This window comes from Enterococcus larvae (assembly GCF_017830045.1).
In the GTDB taxonomy this organism is placed as follows: Bacteria; Bacillota; Bacilli; order Lactobacillales; family Enterococcaceae; genus Enterococcus_L; species Enterococcus_L larvae.
Genome location: NZ_JAEDXU010000008.1, coordinates 181,055 through 198,538, shown reverse-complemented (window position 1 = coordinate 198,538; position 17,484 = coordinate 181,055). Strand labels below are relative to the sequence as shown.

Here is a 17,484-nt window from a genome sequence, read left to right as displayed (position 1 = left end):
AAAAATTTCAAGTATGGGAGCAAAACCATTGATTAGAAAGGCCGTACGTGACGATATTGAAATGCTTATAGATATGTATAACCTTGCAACACAGAGGCTGTTGGAAAAGGGAATTCACCAATGGGACTATCCGTGGCAAAGAAAGCAGTTGGCGGAGTTATTACCGGAGTTTATTGTCTTTGAAAAAGAGAGTCGAATCATCGGAGCAATGGTTCTGACAGAGAAAGTGCAGTTCAACGAGCATCCTTTTGAGGAGACCGTTCTATTTTTAGAAAAGCTGGTTATACATCCCGATTTTCAGAGAATCAATATGAGTGACCATCTGTTTGAGTATGCACGTAAAATCAGCAGAGTAAATGGACAGGAAATCTACTTTGACTGCTGGGCTGGAAATGAAAAACTGATCAACTATTACTCAAAACGTGCTGAGCAGGTAGCTATCTTATCAGAAGAGGATTACGAGGTTGCTCTATTTCGTTTGTAATTGAGGAGGAAAGCAATGGAAGAAAAAAGGTTGTCAATAGTAGAGCATTTTACACAGCAAATGACCTCAACGTCACAAGCTGAAATGATCAAGTATTACTATTACAAAATAATGGTGTATGAAGGAAAACAGCCGCAGGCTTTTCAAGCTTTAGAAATCTGTTTGACTCTCCTTGCACCGAAAGCGTTGTTGGACACAATAAAGGAGCTCCGTGCCTTTTCTTATCAAAGGGAAAGCAAGTGGAGATGGCTTGAATGGACACCAAAGGATTTAAATCGTATCGGCAGTAAACCATCAATTTTTTGGTTGTGGCTGACTGTACATCCAAAGGGATATATTAGAGAGCTGGCATGGCAGCAGTTGGCAGAAAGCTCTGTAGATCGTAAAATTATTTTTCTTCTTTATACAGTAAATGATAATGTGGAAGAACTGAGAAAAATAGCGGTTCAACAGCTCATGAAGGAGCAATTGCCAAAAGAGGAGGACTTGATTTACAGCTTACCCTTTATTCAACGGCTTGGTGGATTGGGACACATAGAGAATCGAACAATACAGGAATATATGATTCGACAGTTAGCAGTAAGACCTGATATTTTATTAGCAGCTCAACAGTCGAAGGATGTCTTTATCTATCGCTATGCCTTTGAATTGAGCTTTTTATTAAATGGAGAAATCAGAAATAGAAGCATTGAGAATGGCTTGAAAAAAACTGATAAGGTGACCTTGGCGAGAACCTTCAGAGAGATGATTCGGACTGCTGAGGAGAAAGAAGAGCAAGTCAAAAAGCTGTTGAATCATCCGCAAACGGTTATCCGTAAGCTGGCAGGAAGCTGGTGTTACAATCATCTGGAGAGTGAGTCAGCCATGATTCCATTACTGCTAGATTCAGCAGTCAGTATTCGCTGTCTGGCAAGTGATTATTCAAAGAAGTATTTTCCAGATTTTGATATTCGTTCCTATTATCTTGAGCATCTTTCTCAGTATGAAGTGAATGCTTTACAAGGCTTGGCGATGCTTTTGGATATAAGGGACAGAGAAATATTTTTGCCGCGAATCAATGACCCTCGTAAAAATGTTCGGCTGGCCGCTATAGGCTGGTTAAGCTGTTTACCAAAGGACGAACAGGTGGACTATTATAAGGAAGCGCTGGGGGATATCAGTAGAGATGTGCGCAGAAAAGCGGAGGAACAGATTGGCGAGCTGTATCCATTTTTCTATCCGAAGCTTAAAGAAGAGGTGGTCAAGCAGTTCAAAGCAAGCAACTCAGAGAAGCATCAGCAAAGCATCCTGAAGGTTCTTACGAATGAAAGTAGAAAGGAATATCTGTTTGATCTCTTTATGTTGTACCCTTACGGTGCAACGAAGGACCTTAAAGGGGAAATGGAACAGCGTATTTATTATTGGAAATACGAATGGAACCGTAGATTCTTCACTGTTTTCACGGAAGCAGAAAAAGAAAAATTGCTGCACTACGAGGGAGCTATCGATGGGCTGAATGTTGGTATGTTTTTGGAAAGAAATGGACTCTAGTTGACGAATTAATATGGGCAACTCTGAAAAAAGAATAAAAAACTTGAATATTAGGCCTGAAATAGGTCAATATTCAAGTTTTTTTGCATTTATTTTGGTTTAAATGTAATTAATGTTGTTATAATAGTATTGAAAAAATAGTTGGAGGGATTAATTGTGAGAAGAAAAGTATTTATAAGCCACTGTAATAAAGATAAAAAATACTCGGATATTTTTGCAGAGTTATTAAAGATTTTTGGATTTAGAAATGAAGATATCTTTTATAGTTCTAAAGTTGAAACAGGTGTTAATCCGGGGGAATTAATTTTTGATCGCTTAAAAAAAGAATTGAAAGATGAACCGATTGTTCTATATTTTCTTTCAAATAATTATTACCGAAGTGTTCCCTGTTTGAACGAAATGGGCGCTTCCTGGGTGATGACAGATGAGCATTATCCAGTCGCGTTACCCAATTTTTCCCATAAAGATATTAAAGGTGCTTTAGATAGTAACCATCTTATGTTAATGCTAAATACGCAACTGGATGTTACTGAAATTTTTAAATTGATGAAGCAAATATGTGAAGCTGCTGAAGTTGAGATACCTCTGGAAGTTGCATTTAATAGCTCAAAGTATATTCAACCGCTATTTGAGAAACTGGAAGAATTAATTTATCTATCCAATTTTTTATTGCCGGATGAGAATGGTTTTTTTGAGACTGTTTTAGGAGAAGAACGAGATATAGGAGATAGGAAAGAAATATCGTATTGTTTTAAATTGGCTAAACCAGTTGCTGAAAAATATATTGGATTAGCAAAATTTAAAAACCAAGATGACAATTTCCTTTTTTTTGATAAAGAAGGAGAATATCAGGTTGGAGATAGAGTTCGTTTCAAATTAAAGGATAAAGGCAAACTGTGTAGAATGAAAGATTATCCTAGAAAACTTATAGATATCTATATTTCTTCTATTGAAAGAATCGTTGATGAAGAGAGAGAGGTACAAGGATGATGAAATGGAACCAGTTAGTTGGAACGTACAGAATAGCTTCTAATAGCACTAAGTTTTGCCGTAATGATAACTTAACACACAAGGATTTAATGGAAGAATTGAATAGGGCCTTGAATAGTGATTATCGACGAGTGATCAAGAGCGATTCATTCCGACGTTTACAGGATAAAACACAGGTCTTTCCTTTAGAACGCAATGACTTTGTTCGTACTCGGTTGACCCATAGTTTGGAAGTGGCGATGCATGCAAGAGACTTGTTGTCAGAGGTTATTAAAGGACTGCGGGCAAAAGGGATAGAGGAGATGGAATTGAATAGCAGCTATCGTTTATTGGAGACAGCAGCATTGATTCATGATATCGGAAATCCTCCTTTTGGGCACTTTGGAGAAGAAGCAATTCGTATATGGTTCGCTAAAAATGGTGAGCAGCAACCTGAATGGGAAACCTTAACAGAGCAGCAAAAAGAAGATTTTTTACAGTTTGAAGGAAATGCTCAGACCATTCGATTGCTGACCAAGCTGCATACTGACAACGGTGCGTCCCAGGACGGAATGAAATTAACGGCGTCCACGATGGATGCTGTAATTAAATATACTGCAAATTCGCTTCAAATAGAAAAAGGACAACTGTTGACGAAAAAAGTTGGTTACTTTTATTCAGAAAGAACAGAGTTTAAGAGAATAAAGTATGCAACTGGAACGGCTGATAGAAGACATCCTCTCGTTTTCCTGCTTGAAGCAGCAGATGATTTGGCATATACATTTTCAGATATTGAAGATGCATATAATTACGGATTATATAGCTACCGAAAATTAAAATCATTCATTGATGAAGAGACAAAAACAAACACTTTTTTAGAAAAGAAGGATTCAGAAGCTGCAGCGATTCAAAATTTTTTGCGAACCACACAACAAAGTGTGTATACGAGTGCCAGTAAGGCATTTGTCGATAATTATGATGAAATTCTTGAAGGCTCTTTTGAACAGGAGATTATTAGTGAGGAGTGTGATGCAGTGCGTTGTTTCAATGCGTTGAAAAAATTTGCCTATCAACACATTTTTCAAACAAAAGAAATTCTAGATCAGGAAGTACTGGGATTTCATATTATCAATCGATTATTGGATGAATTTGTACCAGTGGTATTAAAATATGAAAAGGAGCCGATGAACAAGTATGAGGAGCGTCTGTTCAATAACATACCGGAGAGTGCGAAGCAGCTGTACAGAAAAGAAGCAGAGGACTGCAGGGAAGATGAGCAAAACTACTATCGGTTAAAAATGGCAGTAGATTTCATTTGCAACATGACAGATGGCTATGCTAAAAAGCTTCATGATACCCTATTTAATTAGGCAGCAGTTGTTGGTTCACCGGCTTGTATGGAAAGGATTTTCAAATGAATAATCGTAAGAGGATTTTTGATCAATGGGTTCAAACGGCATCATGTGTTCCAGAGCATGTAAAAGAATTATCTGCTTTGAGCTGTCCTTCATGCAGTGCACCGGCATTGGATTACCACTACTGCGGAGATCGAGAAACCAGTATAGGTTATGGTTTATTCTGGTGTAACGCCTGCAAAAATGGACTTCATCTTAGTCGTTTGAAGATACTGGATACCGTTCCTGAGGGGAAAATCAGCTATTTCGATGAACTTGAAGGAGCAGAGGATACATCGACATGCGTTCCTGATTTCAAGCATGTCACATTCTGAAGTTGATACTGTTGGAAGAGAATTGGAAGTAAAGTGCGTATGCTGCGTAGTTTAATGAAGGGATTACTTGATGGTTCTTTGGAATCGTTCTTCTGCCTGTTCAGACATTCGGGTGGAAATGTAGTAAAATGAAAAGAGCAAAAGCAAATAAGGACTGACAACAACAGTCAAAAAGAGAGGCGTAGATAGCTATGGAAGAGTTGATAGAAAAAATTAATCAATTCAGAGATGAAAGAGAGTGGCGGCAGTATCATCATCCAAAGGATTTAGCAATTTCAATTTGTCTTGAGGCGTCAGAGCTGCTTGAAAATTTTCAATGGCTGACAGATGAAGAAGCAGTAGAAGAAAATAAAGAAAACATTCGCCAGGAATTGGCAGATGTTCTTATATATAGCCTAATGTTGGCTTCAGATTTGAATTTGGATGTGCATGAAATCATTGAAAGTAAGATGAAGCTGAATGCAATCAAGTACCCTGTTGAGAAAAGCAAGGGCAGTAGAGAGAAATACACTGAGCTGTAGATTTTATATAGATAAAGAATAGTTGTCGCTGAATCGGTTATTATCATAAAAGTCATTGATGAATAAGACAATGATCGTCGATATTTTATCTATTTGTGAAGGTTCACATTCAAATTGAATCGAAGATCAACCGATTGACTGGAAATTAAAGATAAAATTGGGTACAATAGAAATACTGGTGCTGTGGTACTGGTAAAAGAGGTAAACCTGTAAGGAAGTTGTGGCTTTCATACAGGGCTTCACAGATTGGTTGGCGCTAATCTGTGAAGTGCCTTTTTTTTGTTGTAAAAAAGCAGGATAGAAAAAAACGATATCGGGAAATTACCCGATATCGTCGCAATAGTTTACATCAAAGAGGCTCCAACAGCTCCTTTTGCCGGATTGGCACACAGAAAAAATCCCTAGCGGAAGAAATCGATGTCTGTGTAGGAGTACGCAAAAAGAGCGATTGGCTATTGATACTACTGGCAATAACGTTGGGCAATTGTGGTTGTCTCAACATGTCTCTCTACTTTGGTTGGCGCCAAAACAGAAGAGCCAAATATATTTGAAATTATTTTTTTCTATCCTACTAGTATAAGTATATACGAACAAAAATAAAAGGCAAGACAAAAAGTGAGAAAAATTAAAGATAATTATTAGAAAATAACACGTATTCAGGGTTTTAAACTGATTATTCTTGCTCAATAAGTAAGTCGTTTGAGGCATTAGAATAATGATTTTTTTGAAAAAATATCGATTATTTTTAAAATGAGACGTTAACAGCTCAAGTAAGAATAAGAATTTTTATTAGGTATGGAAACATGGTTTATTGAAGGAGCAGTGGATGAACAAGTAGATTTCTCAGTAATCTTCGCGAGAAAACAAAAAACTGATAATTAGTTTTATTACATTTATGTTAGAATTATATTATGTCGGAGCGTTTCTCTTTTTCATTCTGCAATTCTGCCAAAAAAAGCTGAGTGAGGGAAATGGTAAGGCTTGATAAGGAGTACATAGCATCATCTTAATATTTTCATAGCAATAAAAATAAGTGAAAGGGAACTGGAATAAAAATGAAGAATAATGAAAACAAGATTCAGTTGTTTCGTAAAAATCACCAGGAAGCCTGTGAACAGCTGCACAGCAACATCTCCTCTTTGTTTTTTGATATTCACCAAGATTCCAAATGCCATGAAGCAACAAAAGTGTATCATGATATGATCCTGCTTCCATTAGTGCGAGGTGCGGCGCTGCTTGCGGAAATGATTGGGGAGGCGAATGTGAAGCTGTCAGAGGAATATCTATTGGCAGTGGAACAAAGTAGAATAGCTGCTGCTGATCTTGGAGAGCAGATTGATGAATGGGATGAACTGATTCATGAGGTTCAAAAGAAGCTGAAAAAGCTAGCAGTATCGTCTCTGGACCCTTTGAACAAAGCCTTTCAAATTAGTAAATGTACAACACTCTTAGGGCTGTATGGTTCAATAAAGCGTGAGCTGAAACATGAGTTGACTCAAATGGAGAACGTTGATGAACAGCATTCTTCGGCTCTCATAGGGGAAATCAATTGCTTGAATCAATGGATCAATCAGGGATACACATTGGCAAACAGCTGTTGGGATAAAGAAGCTGCTGAATTTACCGAGCCTGCTCCAGAAGAGTTGGAGTGGATCGCTCAAATCAATAAAGCAGAAGAATCGTGGTTGAAAAAACACCAAACAAAAAAATATCTGCTTGATCCGTTTGAAAAAGAAGAGTAATTAAGACAATAACATGTCTATACGAAATGGAATGTTTGCTTCAATTAGAAGAGATCGTAAAGTACTAGCGACTTTATAGAAATCTGATGAAGCAGTCATTCCATTTTTTATGATTATTTTGAGAAAAGTAAAAATTCAGAGTTTTCTATTGTGCATTTTCACGATATTCGATATAGTAAATCTACACACTTGGAGAATAAACATCATTAAAGCTATTTTAGCAGGAATGATGCATGTAATAAGAAAGCGTCATTTATTCGTTGGAAGAATGTAAAGAAATGGCCGCTTTTAATGGTTTGCTTGTTTGTTGAGGTGAGTGAAGAATAGGAAAAAAAGGAGAAAATAAAATGATTAGAAGTGAAATAAAGAAAAAGGCACAGCGACTGCTGCATAGGAACTACGGACACTGGAGTACCTTAGTTATGATTCCATTTATTATTATGGCTATCTATTCTTTTATTGCTTTTGTGGGAATCAGTGTAGGCTCGAGTAACAACTATTACTATGATTATGAGGATAATAACAACGTTTATCGTTCATGGCAGGATGATACAGATTCTGATGGAAACTATTATGACGGTGATTATATGGATGGGTATAATGACGGCTACGATGATGGTTATGTGGATGGTTATGATGATGCTTATTATGACTATGATGATGACGGCGGTTATTTTAGAGACCAAGAGCCTGAGGACGAAGGGCATAATCTGAATCACTCATTAGGAACTAAAGCAGCGACTGTTTCTTTAGTCAGCAATACTGCAAGAATGAACACATATCAATATGATGGTTACACGATGAGAACAAGAACATTCAGCTTTTTATGGTTGTTTATTTCGCTGTTGATAACAGTTATAGCTACTCTTTATCAAGGGATGATTAAATGGGCTGCGATTGATAACATTGAGGGTGTACCCTTCAACCTAAGATTGACCTTTACAAAGTTCTTTAAAGAAAATGGTCAGCGGGCAATAACGGCTAATTTACTTGTAGCATTGTACACATTCTTATGGTCATTGTTACTTGGAATTCCTGGGATCATCAAGCAGATTTCATACAGCATGACTAATTACTTGATGAGAAAAGATGAAAGCTTGACACCGAAACAGGCGATTGCATTAAGTATGAATCTGATGAAGGGCTATAAAATGGAATACTTTATGTTTACATGCTCCTTCGTACTTTGGTATTTTGCATCGTTTTTCAGCGGTGGAATCGCTTTGTTCCATGTGATTCCTTACTATACTGTATCTGAAGCACTGTTTTTCGATCAAATCATTGAGGAAAAACGCCACCTGTTCAATGATGAGCTGGAGGCTGGATTTACAGATTTCTAATACTATAGAAAAGAGAGTGGGACAATAATCTGTTGCCACTCTTTTCCATACCCTAAATCCGAATAAACGGCGAGTCAGAAGTAGCTCCTACGACAATAAGCCGGAATTCAACAAAAATTTGTGAAACAATTTTCGTGAATTCCGGCTTATTGCTTGTAGCTAAACACTTCTGTCTCAGCCTCTTTTTTGTAAAAAAGCTACTTTATCTTCTTACTCATTTTGATGAAATCGTAGCTTCCTCCATTTGTAGCTTGTAAAAAGTGTTCTCCTTCGCTAAATCCAACAGCTTGATAAACCTTGAATGCTCGCTTGTTGAATGCGGCGACAGACAATTCAACATGAGTCACTATGGGAAAAGAAGTCATCAAGAACTGCAGCGCTTCTTCAATAAAAGCCTGACCTAAGCCTCTGCCAGTCAAATCTGGCCTAAGTCCCAGTCCGAGTTCAACGATGTTGGTATCTTTGGGAATAATGACTAAATAGCCGAATAATTCATTGTTTTTCAGAACTTCATAATAGTTGCTCTTTCGCTGAGCAGGATCAATCAGCTCTTGGTAGTCTTCTTCATCTGCAGCCGCATCGTAAAAGGAATAAATCCCTTCATAATTCCAAGTATCTGCAATGGCTACAGCTGAGTCTTGTGTCATTAATTGTATCCTCGTCTTCATCTATACACGCCCTTTTTATTTCCATTACAAATAGTATAACGTAAGGGTGACTGAAAAAATAGTTTTCAAGAAAAGGTCACAAACTTTATGATGGTTAAGTGCTATAATGATTTCATGTGTAAAAAAGTAGAAGAGTACCTTCTGACACTATTGATGGTCTTATGAAACTTATTAAAGATTCATCACACGGAAAAGTGACCTTTGTTCAAAATGTAAAACAAAGGAATATGAAGCAATTGTCGTTTCTTTGATTGGATTCATATATAGAAAAACTGATTGAGTTAGGAGATAATCGAATGAAAAAAAATACTGAAGCATTGAAAAATAAACTGAAGCAGCCGCGTATGATCTTGTTTCTGGTTACTGAAATTTTGATAAACGTTATGCTTTATTATCCGTTGACCTTTGCCTATGACTTAGCTAAAGGAGCAGACACTGGGTTTCAACTTATTTATCTAGTCGCCTATATGCCGATTATTACGGCAGTTTTTGGCGTGCTTGCACTTTTCTCAGAAAAAAGCGGCCTAAGAGCATTTTTCTCCAGTCTGTTTTTTGGCGGAAGTCTGCTGATTGTTTATTATGTCATTTTAAATTATTTTCAAAGTTGGTTCGGCTGGCTATTGGTAGTATTGATTGTTTGCGGGTATCTATTGATTTTCTTTAATTTGAAAAATAATGGGGAAGCTGCTATAAAAAACGAATCAAATGAATAAAAAAACAGTTGAAGAATCAATGAATGAATAGGGTGTGATTTTCTCCATCGCTTATTTCGACTATGAGAGATTATATTTCTTGTTTTTTACATTTCCTGATATTCTTTTAGTTAGCTATATAAAAGCTGTTTGAAAAGTGAATACGAATCTAGGAAAAATCTTAACATATCTTTTGTTGACTTCATTTTTTGATATAGGTATAGTAAGAATGGATTAATTGTTGTTGGTAAAAAGGTTGAGGCACCGTCTATTCTAAAGAAGAGTCGGCTTGTATATATCTATATGCCGGAGTGTGCCTAAGGAAGTTAAAAAAGACATAGACAGTTCAGTTTATAAGTATGTCCATCTGTAAGGACGGAAAAAATGAGCTTACCAGCTGACTATGGTTGATGAAAGGACTTAACCAAACCAATGAAAAAAACAGCTAAAACAGGAATTATCGTTCTATTGTCTATTATTTTTGTATTGGATGCTTTAGGCTGTTACGCAGCACTTACGTTTTTCAGTGCAAAAGAAAATGTAGAAGCCAAAACTGTAGTGACTAAAAACAAGGATTTCAGCGGAGACGACCAGACCAATGAGCAGGAAGTGAATGTATTGCTGATTGGGACAGATACAAGAGACGATGATGGAGACGGCGGACGCTCAGATACATTGATGGTCGCACACTATGACAGCAAAACGAAGCAGCCGAAGCTGATATCTATTATGAGGGATAGCTTTGTTGATATTCCCGGATATGGACTTGGGAAAATCAATTCAGCATATGCTTATGGTGGTGCGAAGCTGACTAAAAAAGTATTGAATGAGAGCTTTGATTTGCCAATCAACTACTATGCAATCATCGATTTCAGTCAGTTTAGCGATTTAGTGGATGAGCTCTATCCTGATGGCGTCAGCATTGATGTTGAAAAGGATATAAATCTGGATGGTATTGACATCTACGAAGGTGAGCAGACACTGAATGGCGAAAGTCTGCTGCAGTACGCTCGTTTTAGAATGGATGAAGAAGGGGACTTTGGTCGAGTACGCAGACAGCAGCAAGTAATGAATGCTTTAGCAAATCAATCAAAAAATCTGATTCCTATTCTAAAGCTGCCTAAGGTTGCCGGTGAAGCAATCGGTAAACTAGATACGAATATGCCAACGGATTTAATTATTGATTTGGCAAAGGATTTTCTGACAGGCAGCGTTAAGGAGCTTGAAACTCTTTCTGTTCCTGTGGAAGGCAGCTGGGATTTCAATGATAATACATCTGCCGGCAGTGTGATCGAGATTGATGAAGCAGCAAATGCAGCAGCAATCAACGATTTTCTTGCTGAATAAGGCAGCGTTGATCAAAGGTGTGACAAAGGGATTCAGCTCCAGGTGACACACACAAAGGTTGGTGCACCGTTTATCCGGTTTTAGGGCAAAGAAAAGAGCAGGGATTGATTATTTTCCCACTCTCATGTGCATTATTTATAAGCAGACAAATAAAAAAGCAATCAGACGAATCTGATTGCTTTTTTTGCTTGTGTCTTTATTTTCCTGTAGCAATAAATGGTGCAACCATTCCTGCTAATGCTTCAACGTTTCTTGTTTGAATCAGAACAGTTCCTCTACCATGGAATTCATTGACTAAGCCTTCGCCAGTAGTAAAGCCGAAGATGCCGGAAGCAACCTTGATGTTGTAATCCAGAGATTCTGTCCAAGCTACTACGTGCTGGTTGTCGATGATAAATGGTCGATTGCCGTCAAGCTGAAGTTCTACGATATCTCCGTAGGCATTGACTAACAATGTTCCTTTTCCGGTAGTCTCCATCACGAAGAATCCACCTGTACCACCAAATAGAGAAGTACTTACTTTTTGACGCTTCATTTCATAAGAGACTGTAGAGTCGCAGGCAAGAAATGCGCCATCATTTAAGCGCCAGTGTTCTATACCGACTTCAAGTTCCTTGATCGCTCCAGGAGTACCTGGTGCTAGTGCGATAAAAGAATCGTCACTTAAGCCTGTCGCTTGTGTAATAAAGAAGCTCTCTCCACTAGTCATTGAACGACCCATTGCGCGTAGAGCACCGCCAAGGCCGGATTTACCATTGCTGTTCATTTTTCCTTCAAGATTGATTTGCCCATTATGGTAAACCATTGCTCCTCGTTCAAGTTGGATCATCTCACCATTTCTTAGTGAAACCTCAACTAAAGGAAATAGCGTATTTTCTGTCATTTTATAATTCATTTTTCTCCCCCTCTTTAAGGTAAATAGTTAGAATGTATAACACGTTTTAATTATAACTTTATTCTCAGATAATTCAAAGAAATTTCGAAATTTAAGTTTCAAATTTCACATTTCTGCAACAGATTACAGATAGACTAAAGATGGAAAGTTGGGAAATGTACGAAGGCTGGGAGTGGGAAAAAATGAACGAACTATTAAAAATAACGGATGTTGCTAAAAGCTATGATCAAGAGCAGGTTTTAGAGGATATCGATCTTTTGGTTGAAAGGCCGCAGGTTATCGCGTTGGTTGCGCCAAATGGATCTGGAAAAACCACGTTGCTGCATTTGATTGCAGGTATCGAGGCGCCGGACAGAGGAGAAATCATTGTATGTGGTCGATCAGCTATGGATTATCAGATATTTGCTGATTTGTCCTATCTTCAAGATCCCTCCATCTTGTATCAACAGCTGACTGGGTGGGATCACATGGAATTTATTCGTCAGGAACATAGAAAGACGAAGGAAGAGATGATCCGGCTTGTAGAAGAACTGGGAATGACTGATTATATGGATGAAAAGGTTAGAAATTATTCTTTGGTGATGAAGCAGCATCTTTTGTTGGGTGTTGCCTTAATGAATGATCCTAAGCTGTTATTGATGGACGACCCGTTTAATGATCTTGATCCGGTCGATATGGAGCAGATAAGTGGAATAATTGACAGGCTATACAGAAGAGGTGTGACGGTTATTTTGTCCTCTTCTAATTTGGATGAGATTGAAAAAATCGCAAATACAATTCTATTTCTACATGAAGGAAGACTGATTTTGAATGAGGATATAAAAGTAGACGAGGCGGAATACGAGTTTGTACTTTCGAAACAGGAGCTCGCTGCAAACTTCTTAGAAAAAATCGATGTCCCTTATCAAATCTGTTCTCCGTATAAAATCAAAGGAACGTTTATCTCCGAGCAGTTTTTAGCGTTTAAAGAATTTTGTCTGGAACAGGAGCTGATGATTTTTGATCAGCGAATGGCGAAGGAAACATTGGATACCATCTATGTTGACTTGTTTGTGAGGACGCAATGTGTGAGCTGAACAAGGACAGAGTTGAGATCAGCCTGTTGATCTATTCGCTGAGAACATCAGCTGCTGACTATATTCTTCCATATACTGACAGCTAGGAGTAACAACTGACAAAATAAGAACGACCATAGAAGACATCCAACCACTGGAGGCATACAAGGGGCTTTGGCAGCTTGAGGCAAACAGTGGTTTTTCATTGAAGAAATCAATAGGAGGTCAGGTGAGTCTTGGGCGGAATAAAGAGTTTACTTTTTATCAGCCAACACATAAAATAGTAAGGTACTCATTTATTGGAAGAGGGAGCATAAACGTGAAGGATTATTTTAAACGATTAAATACATATTTGAAGGAAAAAAAGATAAATTGGCTTTTGATTGCACTATTTTTGATTATCCTAGTTATATTCAGCAATCTATATCTGCAATGGTGTCAAAATAATCTATCTGTTGATCTAGCGCGTAATTTTGCCTTTTCGTGGCATACAGAGAAATTCTTTTTAGGCTGTTTGGTATTGGCCGTCTTTCTTTTGTTTCTAGTTACGTTGTCCGGCTCAATCGCTATTGGGAGTCTGATGTATGCAATCATCATTGGCGTACTTGGTTTTGCGGATTACCAAAAGATGTTTTACCGGACGGAGCCGATCTATCCGGATGATTTGAAGATGATCACTGAGTTTGGCTTGCTAAGGGAAATGGTGGGAACCGGTCCTTTTATTCTGGTGATCGTGATTGCATTGGCTGGAATTGGGGCATTTGGATATGCATTATATAGAAGCATTTTTAAACCGAAAAAACAGCAAATCATTCGTGGTGTTTTACTTGTCTGTTCTATAGGTTTGCTGTTTTACATCAGCGATTTCAACAATCCAAATAATTTATTGAGAAAAGCGTATAATAAAACGGCGCTATGGATTCCATACAGTCAAAAAATGAACTATTATAATACGGGGTTCATTGGCGGGTTTCTCTATAATTTGAAGGTCGTTGCGATGGAAGAGCCGGCAGATTATTCAAAGGAACGAATCGAAGAAATCACAGCTGAGTATACTGAATTGGCTGATGAAAAAAATAAAGAAGCAGATCAGGAGCAGCCGAATATTATTTTTGTGATGAGCGAGAGCTTTTCGAATCCTCTAGCACTAAAAGGCGTTACTGCAGACAAAAATCCTTTGGAGGACTACCAGAAAATTGCTGAAGAGACATACAGCGGCCAGATGCTGTCACAAAATTATGGGGGTGGTACTGCAAATATTGAGTTTGAAGCCCTGACTAGTATGTCTATGGAGCTTTTCAATGCTCAGATGACAACACCTTATACCATGCTTCTACCTAAACTGGAAGAGGTTCCTTCTATTGTCTCAATGCTGAAGGCAGAAGATTATCAGGCAACTGCGATCCATCCGTATAATACATCCATGTACAAACGAAAGGACGTTTATGAGCTATTGGGCTTCGACGAGTTTCTCTATGAAGATACCATGACGCATACAGACAAGATAGAAAATAATCCCTATATTTCTGATGCTGCTGCCTATCAGGAGGTCATGGATTTACTGAATACAGACGAGACGCCGCAATTTGTTCATCTAGTGACAATGCAGACACATATGCCGTACAGCGACAAATACACTACCTTGAACTATTCTTCTCAAAGTGAAGGAAATAAGAAAGCTATCGACAGCTACATGCAGGATATTGCTTATAGTAGTGAAGCGTTGAGAGATTTTATTTCTGAATTGAATCAGTTGGATCGACGAACATTAGTTGTTTTCTGGGGTGACCACCTGCCAAGTATTTATTCTGATGAAATAAAGGAGGCAAACGATGAAGTTGCCATGCATAAAACCGAATTCCTGATGTATGATACTGCTGGAAAGCTGACTGGAAAAGAAGAACAAGATGTGACAACGAGTCCTTTTTACTTCGCACCGTCGTTACTCGATCAAAGCGGTTTGCAGACGAGTGGTTTTTATCAGTTACTGTTGAATGTTCAGCAAGAGCTTCCTGCATTTGAAAAAGGCTTTTATCTCGAAAACGGGGAATGGAAAAAAGAACTGACGCTGACAAAAGCGCAGGAAGAATATTATGAGGCATACCAGTTGATACAATATGACATCGTTTCAGGTGAACAATATAGTCTGAAGACGAGTTTCTATAATACTGCTGATGAATCAGAATAGGACGCTAAAACTGGAAGATAGTTTTTATGTTTTAAAAGGCTAAAAATACTGCTGTGGGTGCAGTTTATTATTATAATAGTGGGTTTATTTTGGAGGAGCTTAAGTCATGGGGTTTAAGAAAAAAGATAATCAATTGTATTACAATCCAATCCGTCGAGCAGTTTTGTCTCATCAGATGATTGAGCCGGGGGATAAGGTAGCCATTGGTATGAGCGGAGGCAAAGACAGCACTAGTCTGCTTTACTTTTTGGATTTGATTCGCAGGCAGGAGCGCTTGGGCTTTTCCTTTGATATTGTGCCGATTTCGCTTGATATGGGCTTTGATATGGATATTCAACCAATGAAGGATTTTGTTGAAGCGTTGGGCTATGAGCTGGAGGTTGTTCCGACAAACATTGCAGAGGTCGTCTTTGATATTCGAGAAGAAAGATCGCCGTGTTCCCTCTGTGCAAAGCTGAGAAGGGGTATCCTATATAAACACGCCAAGGATATGGGCTGCAGCAAAGTAGCATTAGGACACCATTTAGATGATGCGATAGAAACTTATTTTATGAACTTTCTTTTTCATGGGAAAATGTCAAGCTTTGAGCCAATCAGCTATCTGACGAAGACAGAGATATCTCTTATTCGTCCATTGATCTATCTTCAGGAAAGAGACATTATTCGACTTGTGAAGCGAGAAGAGCTTCCGGTAATTTTCAATCCTTGCCCGGTAGATAAGAAAACAAAGCGAGAAGAAATCAAACAACTGGTTTCCAGCCTGTCCCAAAGCTATCCTGATATTCGTGAGAAGTTTGTCATGGGGATGGAACAGGGGACAAATGAAGACTTCTGGCAAAAAAGTATTAGTAAATAGAACCACCAAAATCATTAATTAAAAGAGTCATAGCATATGTGAATCATTCTGATTCGTATATGCTATGACTTTTTTTATATGAAGACAATTGTTTAGAAAACTAAACTTATTTTATATAAAAAAAGTGTTTCGATGATAAAAAAAATATCTTTAATTTGTATATCTTTAGTAGAATGCTTGGCTGATTATTGGGGTTTGATCCCTCTTTTTTTCGAAAAACGACTTAGTTTATGGCTTATGTTCCTTTAATGTTAGAAGGTTATTTCATGAAAAAAATATTTTTTATTCGAAAAATTAACAATTCAAAAATCAGACTTAAACCTTGATTTTATTGGTGTTTTGGTTGTTTTCGCTATTTCCTTCCACGTCAAAAAATAAATAAAATCTTTCTTTTTTCTCACGAAAATCGAATTTTTAATAAAAAAAAGAAAAAATGAGCTATGGACTTATTTGTATATTTGTTTTAGAATAATTTTGTTAAGAAAAAAGTATAAAAAATAAAAATGTTTTAATTTGACGGATTCGGAACTCCTGAGAAGTTATGAAAAACATTAGAATAATAAAATTAAATGGTAAAAGAATGAAATAATGAATGAGGTAAGAAAGGGGAGTTATTTATGAAGGCAGGTATTATCAACTTATCAATAGAGCTTGATAAATCTTATTCAGATGAACTTCAAAAAAACGATATCAATGTAGTTCCTTTGACAATGGATGATTTTGAACAGAAAATATCAGAGCTTGATGCAGTGATCATTCATGAGAATGCTGCCGTGGACACTGCACAAACCTGCAGTATCCTGTTGAAGCTTAAAGAAAATTCGGATGCTTATGTATGGGTGTTTTCTTCCAGCTCTCAAAAAATTATGCGAACTGTGTATTTGCAGTTAGGGGCTTTGGGGATCATCTCTGATGATTGCGAAGAAGCTGAGCTGCAACTAATCATTTCAAATAGCTTAAGCAAGAAAAAAGGAATTGAGGAAGACCGAGCAGATGTGCCTTGTGATGTAGATGCAAGTACAGATGAGGTCGAAAAATTAAAGCTTATCCCAAGAAACCACAGTGTAAAAATTCAGGGTAAAAAAGAAATTCCGTTAACCAAACTTGAATACAAGACGCTGGAGCTTCTTTATGAAAACAAGAACAATACAGTTACTTACAAAGAGTTGTTCGAAGTAATATGGAAAGAAAAGTTTACTAACCAGAATTATCGTGTAGCAAATCTGGTTTTCCATCTGAGAGAAAAGATAGAGGCTAACTCTGTCAGCCCAATATCCATTCGTACCGTTCGATCTAAAGGATACATGTTGGATTTGTGGGATTCTTCTGCTGAAGATTCATAGTTTTTACCTTAATCAGTATTTCATTTCTAAATGAAACGGCGAGGTCAAAACACAATATGAAATCTAATGATCTCCTTTTTCGGTGGAAATTGAAATAAAGTGCTTCTATATAGTTAGAAACACAC

16 protein-coding genes are annotated in these 17,484 nt (G+C 37.5%); 14 read left to right on the top strand and 2 right to left on the bottom strand.

From position 1 onward, the window contains the following. Positions 1–28 precede the first annotated feature (28 nt). From I6N96_RS15060 to I6N96_RS15025, 8 genes are all read left to right on the top strand, one after another. Entirely contained in the window at positions 29–484 is a 456-nt protein-coding gene (locus tag I6N96_RS15060; RefSeq protein WP_209558382.1) for a GNAT family N-acetyltransferase, read from the top strand. Positions 485–499: 15 nt separating this feature from the next. Beyond that, positions 500–2,014, top strand: a complete 1,515-nt coding sequence (locus I6N96_RS15055; RefSeq protein ID WP_209558381.1) for a HEAT repeat domain-containing protein — start codon at positions 500–502, stop codon at positions 2,012–2,014. A gap of 156 nt (positions 2,015–2,170) precedes the next feature. Beyond that, positions 2,171–3,004, top strand: a complete 834-nt coding sequence (locus I6N96_RS15050; protein WP_209558380.1) for a toll/interleukin-1 receptor domain-containing protein — start codon at positions 2,171–2,173, stop codon at positions 3,002–3,004. Then, on the top strand, positions 3,001–4,353 hold the full coding sequence (locus I6N96_RS15045) for a deoxyguanosinetriphosphate triphosphohydrolase (RefSeq protein WP_209558379.1): 1,353 nt from the start codon (positions 3,001–3,003) through the stop codon (positions 4,351–4,353). Before I6N96_RS15050 ends, I6N96_RS15045 begins: the two co-directional genes overlap by 4 nt. 44 nt (positions 4,354–4,397) lie before the next feature. Then, a complete protein-coding gene (locus I6N96_RS15040; RefSeq protein ID WP_209558378.1) occupies positions 4,398–4,712 on the top strand; it encodes a hypothetical protein in 315 nt (104 codons plus the stop codon). A 191-nt stretch (positions 4,713–4,903) separates the two neighbouring features. Then, positions 4,904–5,233 (top strand): nucleotide pyrophosphohydrolase, encoded by a 330-nt coding sequence (locus tag I6N96_RS15035; RefSeq protein WP_209558377.1) that lies wholly within the window; start codon positions 4,904–4,906, stop codon positions 5,231–5,233. A 1,055-nt stretch (positions 5,234–6,288) separates the two neighbouring features. Further along, on the top strand, positions 6,289–6,975 hold the full coding sequence (locus tag I6N96_RS15030; protein ID WP_209558376.1) for a hypothetical protein: 687 nt from the start codon (positions 6,289–6,291) through the stop codon (positions 6,973–6,975). 347 nt (positions 6,976–7,322) lie between these two features. After that, on the top strand, positions 7,323–8,315 hold the full coding sequence (locus tag I6N96_RS15025; RefSeq protein ID WP_209558375.1) for a DUF975 family protein: 993 nt from the start codon (positions 7,323–7,325) through the stop codon (positions 8,313–8,315). A gap of 197 nt (positions 8,316–8,512) precedes the next feature. Here the strand turns inward: I6N96_RS15025 and I6N96_RS15020 are convergent, their stop codons facing one another. Beyond that, positions 8,513–8,983, bottom strand: a complete 471-nt coding sequence (locus I6N96_RS15020; RefSeq protein ID WP_209558374.1) for a GNAT family N-acetyltransferase — start codon at positions 8,981–8,983, stop codon at positions 8,513–8,515. 296 nt (positions 8,984–9,279) lie between these two features. Between I6N96_RS15020 and I6N96_RS15015 the strand changes: the two genes are divergently transcribed. Both I6N96_RS15015 and I6N96_RS15010 read left to right on the top strand, forming a co-directional pair. Continuing rightward, complete coding sequence (locus I6N96_RS15015; RefSeq protein ID WP_209558373.1) at positions 9,280–9,696, top strand: hypothetical protein; 417 nt, start codon at positions 9,280–9,282, stop codon at positions 9,694–9,696. A gap of 411 nt (positions 9,697–10,107) precedes the next feature. Further along, a complete protein-coding gene (locus I6N96_RS15010; protein WP_209558372.1) occupies positions 10,108–11,022 on the top strand; it encodes an LCP family protein in 915 nt (304 codons plus the stop codon). A gap of 196 nt (positions 11,023–11,218) precedes the next feature. On the opposite strand, the gene I6N96_RS15005 is transcribed toward I6N96_RS15010, so the two are convergent. Beyond that, positions 11,219–11,917: a TIGR00266 family protein gene (locus I6N96_RS15005; RefSeq protein WP_209558371.1), complete on the bottom strand. Its 699-nt coding sequence runs from the start codon at positions 11,915–11,917 to the stop codon at positions 11,219–11,221. A 182-nt stretch (positions 11,918–12,099) separates the two neighbouring features. On the opposite strand from I6N96_RS15005, the gene I6N96_RS15000 reads away from it, so the two are divergent. The 4 genes from I6N96_RS15000 (at position 12,100) to I6N96_RS14985 (ending at position 17,359) form a co-directional block, all read left to right on the top strand. After that, complete coding sequence (locus I6N96_RS15000) at positions 12,100–12,993, top strand: ABC transporter ATP-binding protein (RefSeq protein ID WP_209558370.1); 894 nt, start codon at positions 12,100–12,102, stop codon at positions 12,991–12,993. A 298-nt stretch (positions 12,994–13,291) separates the two neighbouring features. Beyond that, entirely contained in the window at positions 13,292–15,160 is a 1,869-nt protein-coding gene (locus I6N96_RS14995; protein ID WP_209558369.1) for an LTA synthase family protein, read from the top strand. 106 nt (positions 15,161–15,266) lie between these two features. Further along, positions 15,267–16,016 (top strand): tRNA 2-thiocytidine biosynthesis TtcA family protein, encoded by a 750-nt coding sequence (locus tag I6N96_RS14990; protein ID WP_209558368.1) that lies wholly within the window; start codon positions 15,267–15,269, stop codon positions 16,014–16,016. A gap of 617 nt (positions 16,017–16,633) precedes the next feature. Further along, complete coding sequence (locus I6N96_RS14985) at positions 16,634–17,359, top strand: winged helix-turn-helix domain-containing protein (protein ID WP_209558367.1); 726 nt, start codon at positions 16,634–16,636, stop codon at positions 17,357–17,359. Positions 17,360–17,484: the final 125 nt, after the last annotated feature.

Coding starts and splice junctions, on each gene's coding strand:
- I6N96_RS15045 (WP_209558379.1), top strand. CDS start 3,001: ATGATGAAATGGAACCAGTTAGTTGGAACGTACAGAATAGCTTCTAAT.
- I6N96_RS15040 (WP_209558378.1), top strand. CDS start 4,398: ATGAATAATCGTAAGAGGATTTTTGATCAATGGGTTCAAACGGCATCA.
- I6N96_RS15055 (WP_209558381.1), top strand. CDS start 500: ATGGAAGAAAAAAGGTTGTCAATAGTAGAGCATTTTACACAGCAAATG.
- I6N96_RS15000 (WP_209558370.1), top strand. CDS start 12,100: ATGAACGAACTATTAAAAATAACGGATGTTGCTAAAAGCTATGATCAA.
- I6N96_RS15020 (WP_209558374.1), bottom strand. CDS start 8,983: ATGAAGACGAGGATACAATTAATGACACAAGACTCAGCTGTAGCCATT.
- I6N96_RS14990 (WP_209558368.1), top strand. CDS start 15,267: ATGGGGTTTAAGAAAAAAGATAATCAATTGTATTACAATCCAATCCGT.
- I6N96_RS14985 (WP_209558367.1), top strand. CDS start 16,634: ATGAAGGCAGGTATTATCAACTTATCAATAGAGCTTGATAAATCTTAT.
- I6N96_RS15015 (WP_209558373.1), top strand. CDS start 9,280: ATGAAAAAAAATACTGAAGCATTGAAAAATAAACTGAAGCAGCCGCGT.
- I6N96_RS15005 (WP_209558371.1), bottom strand. CDS start 11,917: ATGAATTATAAAATGACAGAAAATACGCTATTTCCTTTAGTTGAGGTT.
- I6N96_RS15025 (WP_209558375.1), top strand. CDS start 7,323: ATGATTAGAAGTGAAATAAAGAAAAAGGCACAGCGACTGCTGCATAGG.
- I6N96_RS15035 (WP_209558377.1), top strand. CDS start 4,904: ATGGAAGAGTTGATAGAAAAAATTAATCAATTCAGAGATGAAAGAGAG.
- I6N96_RS15030 (WP_209558376.1), top strand. CDS start 6,289: ATGAAGAATAATGAAAACAAGATTCAGTTGTTTCGTAAAAATCACCAG.
- I6N96_RS15010 (WP_209558372.1), top strand. CDS start 10,108: ATGAAAAAAACAGCTAAAACAGGAATTATCGTTCTATTGTCTATTATT.